Below are 13,517 nucleotides of genomic sequence, written 5' to 3' on the forward strand. Positions count from 1 at the left end.
TCAGTTTCTCATTTCGCCTGACAGGAGTGGAGTCAGGACGCGAGACTGCTCGCCTGGCTGACATGTCTATAATCATCGATTATGCACAGTGATTGCGTACGGGTTCCCGCAAATCCGCTCCCTACAACCGAGCACTGCGCATTTTACAGCGCTGTTCATAAGGTGGTCCGCTTTCACCCCTCCTAAGCAATCTCGTGCTCGACGATCTCGACAAGGAATTGGCCCGACGGGGTCTGCGTTTTTGCCGCTATGCGGACGACTGCAACATCTATATTCGCAGCCGCCGCGCCGGTGAACGCGTCATGGCTTCCATAAGCCGGTTTCTGGCCAAGAAGCTGCGGCTGAAGGTCAACGAGACGAAGAGCGCGGTGGCGCAACCGGAGGAGCGGAAGTTCCTTGGATTCAGCATCTCGAATGACGGGAGCGAGCGGCGCATCGCGCCGAAAGCTCTCGACAAGTTCAAGGCGCGGGTCCGGGACCTGACAAGCCGGACGCGGGGAATCAGCCTGCCGCAGTTGATCAAAGAGCTGAAGCAATACCTCATCGGATGGCGCGGCTACTTCGGCTTCTGCCAGACCCCGCGGGTGCTTACGAACTTGGAAGCGTGGATCCGCCGAAGACTACGTATGTATCTTTGGCGGCAATGGGGAAACGGACACAACCGCTTCAAGGAACTGCGCCGTTGTGGCGTTCCGAAGTTCCGTGCTGCGATTGCCGCCGGTTCGCCAACGGGATTCTGGCGCATGTCAGGACACCCCGCGGTGCAACAGGCCCAACGCAACCATTACTTCAAGTCACTCGGTCTTCCCCGACTCCATCTCTCTGCCCAAGCTTGGTCGAACCGCCGTGGTAACCCGTATGCCCGGTGGTGTGGGAGGGGTGGCGCCGTGAGGCGTCCCCCTACCCCGATCAATCCGCATCAACATGCGGCTAAGGAATAATTTGCGACAGGCCCGCCTTTCGTCAATTGTCTCGACAGCTAGCCAGAGTAGCAGTTGCTGCGCATAGCTGATTGCAAATGTAAGAGAATAAACATGGACCCGAGCCGCACCAACCCATACAGTTCGAATTGGCATCCGCACTACGCCGAACTGCTGACGCAGAAGTAGGCAGCGTAGGAAGGGAATTTTCAAAGTTTGAAATTGCCGGCGCTGGTGCATCAGCAAAAAGGACACGACGATGGCCACAACGAAATGGCGTTGGCGCGCGCGCTAGTCTCGCACGCGCCGCATTTGCGCGATGATGAATCGGTCGTGAATGCATACGGCCGGGTGGAAATTAGGGAATTAAACGCCGATAACACCACCTCGGCTAGGCGAACCGGACACGCCTGGAACGAGCTGCGCCTCGGCAACAGCCGCGATGGGGAGACGACCCTCGTGCAGGACGCCTGATCGAACGGCCCGGCGGTGCGGCTGAAAGACAGCGCCTCTTGCCTTAATTGTAAAGCTTCTGCTTATAAAGAAGGTATGACAATGCTGAATTATCCAAAAGGGAGGAGGCTGCCTCAGGGAGGAACTTCGGGCTCCGGCATCGCAGGGGCAACGCCCCTTTGTCCCAAAGAGCATCCGCTCGATAATTGAAAATTATGCACCGCACCATCGCATGTGGTTCAATATCTTCTTCAGTCAAAGGAGATGGCATGAAAGAGGCCGCGCCCGTTGAGAGAACAGATCACTGAGATGCCGATGATGATCGAGGGACAGTCACACTTCCAGCGTTTCGGCTTACCTTATTGGGGTTTCGAAGATCTCAACAAGGGAGTTGGAAGCATGACTGCCACTTATGAATGCCATATCGGGGTCGACTACCACAAATCCTACAGCCATCTGGTGGTGCAGGACAGCAGCGGCAAGATGCTGAGATCCGGCCGGGTGAAGAACGACCGCCAGTCGCTTGGCGGGTTCCTGGAACGCTACCGCGAGAACACGCATGCCGTCGTTGAGGCGACGCGCAACTGGATGGTGATCTACGACTGGCTCGATGACATTTGTGATGATGTCGTTCTTGCCCATCCGTTGAAGGTCAAGGCCATTGCCGATGCCAAGATCAAGACGGACAAGATTGATGCGACGGTGCTGGCGCATCTGCTCAGGGCTGATCTGGTGCCCGAGGCCTGGGCGCCAACGAAAAATCGCGGGGCCTTCGCGTCGCGCTGCGCGAGCGGATGTTTTACGTGCGGCTGCGCACGATGACGAAGAACCGCATCGTCACGGTGTTCGACCGCTATCCCGAGCAGACGGCACAGCTGAAGAAGCTCGGTGACCTGTTCGGCAAGGCCGGCCGCGTCCAGCTGGCGCAGGTGAAGGTCTCGGAGATCGACCGCATCCAGATCGATCGCGGCGTTGCGTTCATCGGCGACATCGATCGGCGCATCAAGCAGTCGGAAGCGACGATCCGGGCGATGACCAAGGCCAATGGCAACGTCAAATTGTTGAAGACGATCCCCGGCATTGGCGAGTTCTTCGCCCGGCTGATCGATGCTGAGATCGACGACGTATCGCGGTTCCGCAACCCGAAGAAACTTGCCGCCTATGCCGGGCTTGTACCGTCGACCTATTCCTCCGGCGGCAAGAGCAAGATCATCAAGCAGGGCAACAAGTGGCTGCGCTGGGCTTTCGTGGAAGCGGTTTCTCCTGCCATCGCCAGCGATCCACAGCTGCGCGCCCAATACGAGCATCTGAAGATCAGAGGAACCAACAAGGCGCGTGTGGCCATCGCGCGTAAGCTTTTGACGATCGCCTTCCAGATCCTGCGTGATCAGCGCGCTTACAAGCCGCGCGGCGAAAGCAACATGGAAGGCGCGTCGACGATATCCCGGTTGTCCTGATGACGTTCTAGCGAGCCTGGCAGGTCTGGGCTGCGCTCCTCAAGGAGAATGGGAAACCGGGAGCCGAACGCCACTCTGTGACCGAAGCCAACGCATCAGGTCACGCATTGGAGAGTGGTTCGAGAACCGAAGGACGGGAACAACCTGTCCAGCGGAACGAAGAGATTTAGCCGATCGGTCAAAACGCCGGTCAAAAGACAACCGAACCCAAGGAAATGCCCGCAAATGCTGGTGCTTTACCCCTTGTGTTCTTTCATTGGAGCGGCCTATGACTACCGTGAAAGTCAATATCAATAATTTCCAGTCGGAAGTTCTGGAATCCGCGGCGCCCGTTGTCGTCGATTTCTGGGCTGAATGGTGCGATTCCTGCAAGATGATTGCTCCGAGCCTCGAGGAAATTTCCGTTGAGATGGAAGGCAGGATCAAGGTCGCCAAGCTCAACATCGATGAAAACCCGGAACTCGCCGGCCAATTGGGCGTGCGCTCAATTCCCACGCTCGCGATCTTCAAGGACGGCGAAGTGGCCCATTTCTCGGTCGGCGCTAAACCGAAGTCTGCTCTTTTGAACTGGATTTCGAACTGCCTCATCGATTTCGCTCACCCTGTACTGCAATGAAAAAAAGTAGAGTTACCCCCGTAAACGGTAGAGTTCACGGTGGTTTACGTCGTTTTCTACAGGGCTTAGCTCTTTGAGCTTCAGCCTGATGAAGTCGTTGGTTTGTAATAGCGGATATAGTCCTCCCCGTCTTTCGGACTTGCGATGCTGTCGGAGCGATCGAGTGGGGAAGAAGCTTTTCATTGCCGCGTTGTCCAGGCAGTTGCCATTGCGCGAATGCTGCGGCTTTCACGCATGCAGTTGCAGGCTCGAGCGACCGCACTCAAACCAATGATGCCCTGTTGTTGACAGGCTCTAGGCGAAGCATTTTGCTGGATCGGAGAGTGAATATGGACAGCACTGGAGAGTTGGTCGGACAAGCACGGCGTGCTGATATCGAAGGAGGTCCTCACCGCATCTCCGACGCAACGTCGGACCAGGAGAAGACGCGCGAAGCGACGCTTGCCATCGCCAGCGCGGTGGTAGCCCGCGACGGCAACCTCGCCGGATTTTCGGATTCAGAGTTGGCCGACTTGGTGAACGGCTTCAGCAGATGGCCGGACCAGCAAAAGACGCGTGAAGCGACTGTTGCCATTGCCGGCGCGGTGGTTGCCCGCGACGGCAATCTGGACGGATTTTCGGATGATGAGTTGGCCCATCTCATGAACGGTTTCAGCAAGTGGCCGGAAGAAGAAAAAGCACGCAAGGCGATCGTTGCCATCGCCGGCGAGCTCGGTTCCAAGGGCCGTCGCTTCAGCACCTTTAGCACGCCTGCGCTAGTCAGGATCGCCAACGGTCTGTCGCGGGGTATTGAGGAGGGAGAGATTGCCGGCGAGGTCGCCGAACCCGCCTTGCTGAAGGACCGGCTGCATCAGGTGGCGCACTACCTCCAATATGCAGAGGATCGGCTTCAGCAGGCCGATGTCCGTGCCATCGCGGGCATATTCAAGGCGTTGGGCAAGGCGCAGTTGTTGGACGATCTCGGTGCGCTGGCACAGCCAGGACTGGACAGGCTCGAAGTGTTACGTGCCACTCCTGGGTTCGAGCTCGACAACAACCTCGAGACGATGGGCAATCTTTGCGCCTCCCTGCTGCCACTGGCGCGCAGCCCGAAGCCGGTGTTGCGCTGGCACCGCAGGTCTGCGCTAAACCTGCTCAACGCCATCCAACCTGTGGTGGAACACAAGATCGATGCCTATCTCAATCCAGACCAGGCCGAGCGCACCAGCGGTGCAAATGCAAGTCGCTGCCCGGCGCTTTCGATCTATCAGGTGCTCAAGACCCGGGCGGTGCTGGAGACGCTCTACCGGCGGCCCTATATCGATGGCGACGAGCTCGCCTTGCAGGCCAGGCAGGAAGAGCTGCACAGCAGGAGCAGGCAAATCCTGGATAGGGCCCGCTCCCTCCTCTACGCCGACCTTTCCTACATGAGCTGGAACGTGATCGCCGAGATCGAAACGAAGGAGCCGCTCGAAGCGCTCGACACCTTTATGGCGCAGAACGCATCGATGATTCAGGCCCAGCACGCGGCCGCCAGCTTCAATGTCCACCGGGTCCTTCAGGCCATGGACCACGAGCCGAGACCGCCGCAAGGCGATGCCGGACTGATGCGGCTGCCGGTGGTCGACATGCAAGGGCGGCCGCTGGCTAGCGAAGCCGAGTTGCGCTATTCCATTTTCCACCGCTTGACCTCGGGCGCGGTGAAGGTGGTGGCGGTACAGCTAAAGGGAACTCCGACTGGCGCCATGCTGACACGCACGTTCCCCGTGGACGGCGTGCCCTACCGCATGGACCTGTTCGGCGGCAGCAAACTGAAGCCGCCGCAAGAGAGCCTGAGCAAGCTTGCCTCTCGCCTGCCCTTCGAGGCGGCAGAGGCCCCAAGCGGCAAGCTTTTGGCGATCCCCTATGCTGAGACGGCTCCGCGTACGGCCTTTGAGCAGCTGTCGCGGGCCTGGGCGCCGTTCAAGGAAGCCTATTACTATACCCAGCGCCGCGGATTTGCCGCGCCGCCGAGCATCCCCGACGTGGGCCCGCATGATTATGCGTTAGAAGGGTGCTTCAAGCTGTCCCTTCTGCCCGACCGCCCCGCAGGCGCAGTGCACACCTTTCGGTTGGAGGGGCGAAGCGGCGAGATTGCCTTGCGGCCGCATGACGGCTGCGGCTTCATCAGGGCCTCACTGGCCGAGCGCATGCCGGCCATTGCCAGGGCTCGCCACGACGCTCCCGAGCGGTTGCCTGCCTATGCCGATAAAAGGCAATCGGCGGTACCGCCCTCGGCGCTGCACCATTATCCGCGCAGCGTCGAGGTGGCACAGGAGACCCGCGAGAAGGCTCTTGCTTGGCTCGATTCCCATCAAAGCCTCACCGCCGAGGATCTGTTCCGAACGGTGACCGGGGGTCATATCGAGGGCTCGAGCGCTATCGCCGTGCCGTCCAGCGACGAATGCCTGCATGTGCCGACGGGCAAGAGCAAGACCTTGACCCGTGACGCTGGCGTGCTTGTCGGACGCTCTCCCTATGACAAGCCCAACCTGCGCCCGTTTGCCGCCGACCGGGTCAGGTCGGCGCGCGATGGCGATCGGACCGCAGCGTTCCTGGATCGGTGCGTGGCCTTCCAATACAGCTTCAACGTCGCGCAGAGGTCGGGGGCTGAGCTTGCCGCCGACGATCCGACTTTCTTTGCCAAAGGCATCTTGATTGTCGTGCCTGACGAAATTTGGCCGGTGCATTTCGCCGAGCGCGAGGTGGTGATGTCTGCCGAAGACGTCAAATGCGATTCGCGCTGGCTGCGGAACAAGGACCGGGTCAAGGCCGACACCGCGCTCGAGTGCGTTGGCATCCTGCAGGCGACGGAGGTGTTTGCGCCCGGCTCTCTGGTTGCGGTTCCGACCGTCGAACAAAAAATGCTCGACGGCGATTTTGACGGCGACGCCGTCGTCATCATCGGCGGTCGGCCTAGGCTTTACGAGCATGTGTGCCAGTTCGACGCGCAGGTGCAGGCGCGCGGCATCGCCTCGATGAAGCCGCCGAAGTCGCACACTCCGGCCATTGGGAATGGCGTCTACCAGTTCAGCCGGTCCAAGCAGATTCTGTCGGCGACCGGTCTGGTGCTGGAGACCTACAGCTGCCTGCAGCGCAACGCGCTGGCGCAGCCGCTGGAGGCGCAACGCTGGTTTGCCGAGCGTGCCATCTTCGGCACCTACGAGGGCATTCATCCTGAGCTCAAGGCCGACATCCGCGCACTGTTGCAGCAAGATCGGCCGGATGGCCAGGCCCTCCATAACCTCATCACCAGGGCGGAGCAAGACAGCAAGGTCGCCAGGCATCCGGTGGCCCGCGAACTAGCCGGCTTGCTGGTGGCCGAGCTCCAGAACTGGAACCTGGAGCTCAATAGCGAGCCGGCTCATGAGCAGTCGGATGGTATGCAGCAGTTAGCGCGATCTATGGCTTCACCCGGCGCAAAGCCTGCCGTCAGCTCCGACGCCGGCGCGCTCTTCCCGAAACTCAGCGAATCCTATCCGGCAACCGCTGATGCCAGCAAGCGCATCGACTTCCTGCTCAACCACTATCAGCCGCGCATCGATCCGCGGCCCGACGGCTACAACCCGGACGATCTGCATGAAAGCGCCATGAATCTGTTGAGCGTCGGCATCAAGGTCGGCACGGACGCCTATAAGTCCGATACCGGCGCGCGGGCATTCATGCAAAAAACCACCGAATTGCAGCGGCTCTTAGAGCGCAGGCCGGGCTTCAAGTCGGCGCCATATGTCAAGGCGCAGGCGGCAAGGCTCCTCCAGGGCCGGTTCGACGTCGATGGTAGCCTGGCGGATCTGAAAGACAACCCCACGCTGGCGGCCTCGGTCATGGAGGCCTCGATCAGACTCGCCGTCGAAAAGCGCATCCTGCCCAGCGCGTTAGCAATCTCGACCGACGACCACCGCGCCAGCAGGATAACGCTGAGCGGCGAACAGGCCCTGGAGCGCGCCAGGCTCGAAGCGGTCCCCGCCGGAGCGCATGAAAACGCGATTACCGAAACGGTGCATGCGGTTGCCGAGCTTTTGCGGCAGGACGGCATCGAAGTGAAGGTGCCGCATGTTGGCCAACGATCGCGCGGGCAGGTCTGGATAGCCGACCAGTTGACCGGCAAGGGCGTGAGCGCGGCGCCGGCGGCCCAAACGGTAACCAGTGCCGTGCGCCATGTCTTCGAGATCCCGGACGAGGCTTTTACGCGCGCCTTTCGGAAGGCCGCACTGGCCTTCCAGGAGCGGGACTGCAGCGAGGTCGAGACCACCAACTGGTTCATCAGAATGGACACGCCGCGGTTACGTGGTATTCACACGGTGTTCAGAACCGCGCAGAACTATCGCTTCGAGGTCGAGTTCCATACCCCGGCCAGTTACCGGGCCGAGTTCGCGCAGAGCGAATGCGAGCTGGTCCCGATTCCACATGGTGCCTGGGACATATTACACTGGGGCTCGTCGGGAGAAAGCAGGTCGAGGGCGGCAGGGACCTCCAGGTCGCTCACCGTCTCAAGACAACAGATTGCGGTCGCTCGCTCGCCGCAAGCCGGCGAGATCCTCGCGGCCCTCGGTACGCGGCCGGTCGTGCTCGTCGGCATGCCGGCGAGCGGCAAGTCGACCGTCGGAGCCCAGCTTGCCAGGGAGCTGGGGGTGGAGTTTGTCGACATCGAAAAGCTCATCGCAGCCCGGCACGGCAATTCGGAGGATATATTCGCCGGCCTTGGCGAGGCGCAGTTCAGGGCCTTAGAGGCCAAAGAGCTCGCCGAGCAACTGGAGAAAGGGCCCATAGTCATCGCAACCGGCGGCAGCTGCTTTGTCCAGCAGCCCAATCAAGCCATGATCCGTGAGAAGGCGAGGTCGATCTGGCTGGACATGGACCCGAAAGAACTCCGTATGCGCCTCAAGATCGGCAGCAGCCGGCCGCTGCTGCAAGGCTGCGACAGCGAAGAGAAGCTTACTCAGATCCTCAACGAGCGCGAGCCCTTCTACAATAAGGCCGATATTAGGGTCGTCCCGCCTCATCGAAAAGACAAGAAAAACGCCCGCATTTGCGTGAAAGAACTCTACGCTTTCCTGTGTAGCGACAGAGAAGCCGCTCTGCCGGCTGCCGAGATATCACGTGTCTCCGGTGCTTCCGGCACCGTCCCAACAGCGCAGCGCATGCACGATGATCATCACGACGGCTACGATTGTGGGGGCGGCGTCGTGGAAACCATCCAGGCACCGGCTGCACCATTGAGGGAAGGGGAAAGGCAGCCGCCCCTCGACACCCTCACCGCCGACCCGCAGCCTTTGCTAGTCGGCAGTAACGCACGAGCGGATCTAGCGTCTTCCTCGAGAAGCAGAGAACGCTCAAGTCGAGGACGATAAGCTCTAGCTAGACTAGTTTCCGTCCATAAACAGGCATTTTTTGTAGCGTGTGCAAGCGCTTGTCTTAGGGCGGTGTCGTCTTTGAGGTGTGGACAGGGTCAAGGGCGCTGGTTTTCGTCAGAGCGAAGTTACCCGCCGGCACGGTGTCGCCGACCAGGACGCGCGTCTCGCTCTGGGAGATGATGCGTTCGATCAGCGGTCGATAGTGACAGGCCTCGATCTGCCATGATTCGATAGAGGGATTGGTCGCGACAACCAGGCGCTCGCCCGCCTGGCTCAGATAGGCCAAGGTCGTGCGGGCGATTGCGATCAGTTCACGGTAGATCAGGACTCGGGTCGGCCGACCGCGTGTGAACTGAACCTTGCGGGCGCGCTTCTTGGCCGCGCGGCAATGGTCTCGCTATGCCAGGCCGCCGCCGGCCCTGGCGTCCGGTCGCCTTGACGCTGTTGCGTGCCACCAAGCCAAGCAGATCGCGATGCCCGTCCAGCCAGTCCCACATCGCTTTCAGTTCACGACCAATCTCGTGTTCGGCAAAAAGATCGAATATGCTCGCATGGACGGTGCGTTCTTGGCGCATTGTCGGCGCCGGCAGGTTTCCCTTTATAATCAGTCGCTTGATGCTAAAGTGTACCCGGGCTTTACCCGCGGAAAAATCGAGAACAGCAACAATATCAGCGACTTGCTGGTTTATGGACGGAAACTAGACTAGTTCCCGTCCATAAACGCCTGTTTTTCATGGTTTTTAGAGGTGTTTTGCCCGCTGAAGCGGTGTCTTTTCGGGACGTACGATGGCAAAGGCTTGCAGGTTGTGGCCGGAGGGCGATTTGGCCGAATATGGTCGTGGAGTATCGGCCGGCGCTCGCGGCTTGTTTAACGCGGCGCGATGACCGGCGTCAGGTCGAGCTGAGACGCGTGAAGCGTGCGAGATTGTAAGCCAACACCGAGGACCAGACATAAGTCTTGAAGTGCTCGAGCCCGCGCCAGGTGCAGCGGGCCAGGCCATATGTCCGCTTCAGGCAGGAGATGCCGGCCCGGAAGTTTCTGAGCTTGCGATACACCCAGCGGCTCCTAACCATATCTTCGATCCTGAGGCCGCTCTTCTTATGGAAGGCCATGTCGCGCACACCCAAGGCCTTGGCCTGGCGCAGGTTTTCACGGCTTGCATAGCCGCCGTCGGCGGCCGCCTGCCGCGGCGCTTCGCCATAGAAGGCGATGTGGCGCTCCAGAAGGGCAAAAGCCGCTCGCTGTCGGCCGGATTTCCGGCTTCGATGACGAGATCGAGGATCAGTTAGCTCCTGCCGGTGGTCAGATTGATCTTGAGTCCGTAATCGACGTCGCGGCTGCCCGGGCAGTTGCAACCTCCAGCCGGACATTGCCATGGGCCGCAGACGCGCACGAGGCGGCTTTCTCCGCGAAAGACGAACACCGATCCAGGCACGTCTCCGTCGTAACCAAACCATCGTCCTTAGCATTACAGTTGCGTATTTCTCCAGTTGTGAATCTACGGGTCACCATGATTCGGAGGTCATGGATGACAGTTGCATCAATCGAGACGACGCTAGAGCTTTGGGCATCTTCGCTGCGCGAAGTGAAGGGTCGTATGCGCGGACTGTTCGTGCAGGAGCGCGTTGCCGCATCGGCAAACCTTTTCCTGGATGGCTTGCTGGGAGACGAGCGTCGTAAGACGGGCTGGATACGTGCGGAAGCCGCCGGCGATCCCGGCCCGTGGCGACAGCATGCCATTCTGGGTCGGGGGCACTGGGATGCGGATGCTTTGCGCGACATCGTTCGCGATTACGCGCTGGAGACACTGGCTGATCCTGATGCGGTCCTGGTGATCGATGGTGAGCTGGATCAGCGAATGATCCGGTGAATCATTCGCCCAGCGAACGGCTTTCTCAAACAGGGCAAGGCGTCCTGCGGGGTCGGTCCGCAATATACTGGATCGGCGGGCAAGATCACCAATTGCCAGATCGGCGTATTCGCATCCTATGTCTCCCGACATGGTCATGCCTTCATCGACCGGGCTCTCTATCTGCCGAAGGTCTGGACGAATGACCGGGATCGCCTGGCGAGAGCCCATGTGCGTGCCAATGTCGGCTTTGTGACAAAGCCGGCATTGGCACGCACGATGATCGAGCGGGCGATTGCATCGGATGTGCCGTTTTCCTGGGTGGCTGCCGACAGTGTCTATGGCGTGGGCGACATCGAAATGGCGCTCAAGCGGGCTGCCAAGGGCTATGTGCTGGGCGTGAACGCCAATCATCCCTTCAACTCCTGGGGTAAACCGCTTGCCGTGGCCGGTGCGGCAAAGGACATCGCTGAAGCCCTGCCTGAGAATGCCTGGCGGCGCCTATCGACCGGCGATGGCACCAAAGGCGCGCGGCTGCATGACTGGGTCTACGTCGAACTGGCCGATCTCGATGCCGACGATTTCGACGCGACCTTCCCGGGGATCTGGACACGCGGACTGCTGATCCGTTGCAATATTGCCGACGGTGATCTTGCTTTCTTCTCAACATGGTGTCCGATTGGCACATCCATGGAAAAGCTGGTGGCGGTGGAGGGCCACCGCTGGGCCATCGAAGACAGTTTTGAAACCGCCAAGAACGAACTCGGCCTCGACCACAACGAGACCCGCTCCTGGCATGGCTGGCATCGCCATGTCTCTCTTGTCATGCTCGCCTTCGCCATGATGGCCACCATCCGCCACCATGCCAACGCCGCGCCGCCCCAAAAAGCGTGATGAAACGAACGCCAAAGGATCTCCGGCCATGATCCGCTGGTCAGTCCAGGAAATCCGCCGCGTTGCAACCCGTCTTGGCAACGGCGAATTGAACCTTCACGCGTCATCGCATGGTTGTGCTGGAGACGCGCCCACCAAGCCGCAGCAGACATGCTCACCTCAAATCAAATACGCAAATGTAATGTTAGGACCCTCTTGTAGTCCACCGCCAAGGTGAACGGTCGTCGAGAAGTGCGCTATTCGATGCCGAGACAGTCACCGGCTTTCACCGCGTTAGGGATAGAGAAAGGTGATGGGACTCGAATAGTCCGCCCTCCGACGAGCGATAGGCGCTGTATAAGGCCGGGAGCACCTGATAAGGCAATTCGTCTAGGAGGCGAGACCTCGGTAAGCTCGCAGGCTTGGATTTGAAGCCTCGGTAGAATTACAATTGTAACGTGATATCGGTTTGGTATGTCACTGTTCGCTGCCACCTTGAAGTCGTAGATTAACGTCGGAGTGTAATCCATGGATCGCGATAGACAGCGGGCACGTACAGCTGGTAATTCATCCCGAGATGGCGGCGGTGCGGAACGAAACAGTCACTTCCCAAATGACCTATTGGCCGAGGTGGCAAGCCGCCTACCCACCCACGATACATCTGAAACGGCAAATAACCTCGCGAACTTTGAACTCATGAGCCGATCCGCGCGAGAGGCGGTTCAGGCAAGCTCCGTTGGGACGTTTCACCAGCGGATCAATCGGCTCGGCAGCTCAGCGCGAGCGTTGCACGACAGGGCCCTGGCTCAAGTCGCGCCGGACCAAGGCGCGCCAGACCGGGTGTTCGCACAGGCCGTAGCTCCCGTGCTCGCGCCAACATTTAAATTTCAAACTCCTGAGAGAAAAACAGACGCCGTCGACCGCATTCTGAACATCGAGGCTCCAAGAAATCAAGCCATGGCTCTCGCCAAGATAGGAGACCACTTGGGTGATCTAGACAGTGCAAACAGAAGTCGTCTTATTAACCGAGCGGTCCAATTAACCACCCACTCGGCAGACGTGATTACCCGGCACAATGCTGCACGGGCCCTTTTGAAGGGATATCACCACTTGAGCGCGGGGCAGCAATCGCAATTATCAGTCGACTACTTGCAGAGTGTCAGCACGCTTCCCGGTGACGAGCCGCTTGCAGTGTCTGCATCTCGCCACGCGGCACAGGTGCCGCTTCCAAGTTTGGACAGGAGGATCGACGAGGCTCAGGCCCAAGCTCATGGACACGCAGGAGAGCAGGGACCCATCTCTCGAGCCCAACTGAGAGGTATGCGAACGACCGCGGAGAGCCTCAACAGGGCGGATAGTGACGCACGGTCGGAACTGGCGTCTTCCTCCAGAAGCAGAGAACGAAACTGGGGGCGATGAGTTTCACTAGCGATTCGCCTTAACAGTATTACTTTAAGAGTAAAGGCTCGTTATTGCAGTTAGGCACCTTTGGCTGGAACGCGAGAGGTGCCTCTACCGCCGACCTTGTGCGCGACATCGCCGTGGCGGGAGAGGCGCTTATGTCAGAGGGGAGGCTACCATGACACCGATCGCCCCCTCATGGGGTCAGAACAAGACCAGTCCGAAATCGTACGCTAGGGTCGAACGAAACCGGAACGATGCCAGAGATCGGATGTGCAACATCCGATCTCTGTGGATTGCCATCGACATGCGCCAGTTTTGATTTCTCTGTCCGGCCCGACTCGACAACGCTCGACGCAGATTGGTCATGAATGGAGTCGGGCGATGGCAAAGCGCAAGCTTCTCAAAGATCAAGATCGCCGGAAGCTTGTCGATATCCCAGTCGACGAGGACAGCCTAATCCGCCACTATTCGTTGTCATTGGCGGATCGCCTGGAGATCGAACTGCGGAGACGTAATCACAATCGGCTCGGCTTTGCCATCCAGCTATGTCTGATGCGATACCCGGGTCGAGT

5 protein-coding genes and 5 pseudogenes are annotated in these 13,517 nt (G+C 59.6%); 8 read left to right on the top strand and 2 right to left on the bottom strand.

Annotated features, from left to right (window positions below; genetic code table 11):
* Positions 1-173 precede the first annotated feature (173 nt).
* The 6 genes and pseudogenes from BN77_RS35600 to BN77_RS27685 form a co-directional block, all read left to right on the top strand.
* Positions 174-398 (top strand): annotated as a pseudogene (locus tag BN77_RS35600) (reverse transcriptase domain-containing protein); the annotation flags it as partial.
* Between the two features lie 36 nt (positions 399-434).
* A complete protein-coding gene (locus BN77_RS27665) occupies positions 435-941 on the top strand; it encodes a group II intron maturase-specific domain-containing protein (protein WP_280109957.1) in 507 nt (168 codons plus the stop codon).
* A gap of 195 nt (positions 942-1,136) precedes the next feature.
* Positions 1,137-1,394, top strand: a complete 258-nt coding sequence (locus BN77_RS27670) for a hypothetical protein (RefSeq protein WP_040678921.1) — start codon at positions 1,137-1,139, stop codon at positions 1,392-1,394.
* A 378-nt stretch (positions 1,395-1,772) separates the two neighbouring features.
* Positions 1,773-2,830, top strand: a pseudogene (locus tag BN77_RS27675) (IS110 family RNA-guided transposase).
* A 268-nt stretch (positions 2,831-3,098) separates the two neighbouring features.
* On the top strand, positions 3,099-3,446 hold the full coding sequence (gene trxA, locus BN77_RS27680; protein WP_007538525.1) for a thioredoxin: 348 nt from the start codon (positions 3,099-3,101) through the stop codon (positions 3,444-3,446).
* Positions 3,447-3,775: 329 nt separating this feature from the next.
* A complete protein-coding gene (locus tag BN77_RS27685) occupies positions 3,776-8,815 on the top strand; it encodes a shikimate kinase (protein WP_007538528.1) in 5,040 nt (1,679 codons plus the stop codon).
* Between the two features lie 130 nt (positions 8,816-8,945).
* Here the strand turns inward: BN77_RS27685 and BN77_RS32660 are convergent.
* Together BN77_RS32660 and BN77_RS27700 are read right to left on the bottom strand one after the other, a co-directional pair.
* Positions 8,946-9,393 (bottom strand): annotated as a pseudogene (locus BN77_RS32660) (hypothetical protein); the annotation flags it as partial.
* 316 nt (positions 9,394-9,709) lie between these two features.
* Positions 9,710-10,161, bottom strand: a pseudogene (locus BN77_RS27700) (transposase); the annotation flags it as partial.
* 168 nt (positions 10,162-10,329) lie between these two features.
* Between BN77_RS27700 and BN77_RS32665 the strand changes: the two are divergent.
* Positions 10,330-11,562 (top strand): annotated as a pseudogene (locus tag BN77_RS32665) (IS701 family transposase).
* Positions 11,563-13,326: 1,764 nt separating this feature from the next.
* The coding region (locus BN77_RS35200) for a DUF4158 domain-containing protein (RefSeq protein WP_040678925.1) at positions 13,327-13,517 on the top strand (191 nt) is incomplete at its 3' end.

The organism is Rhizobium mesoamericanum STM3625 (assembly GCF_000312665.1).
In the GTDB taxonomy this organism is placed as follows: Bacteria; Pseudomonadota; Alphaproteobacteria; order Rhizobiales; family Rhizobiaceae; genus Rhizobium; species Rhizobium mesoamericanum.

Coding starts and splice junctions, on each gene's coding strand:
- trxA (WP_007538525.1), top strand. CDS start 3,099: ATGACTACCGTGAAAGTCAATATCAATAATTTCCAGTCGGAAGTTCTG.
- BN77_RS27685 (WP_007538528.1), top strand. CDS start 3,776: ATGGACAGCACTGGAGAGTTGGTCGGACAAGCACGGCGTGCTGATATC.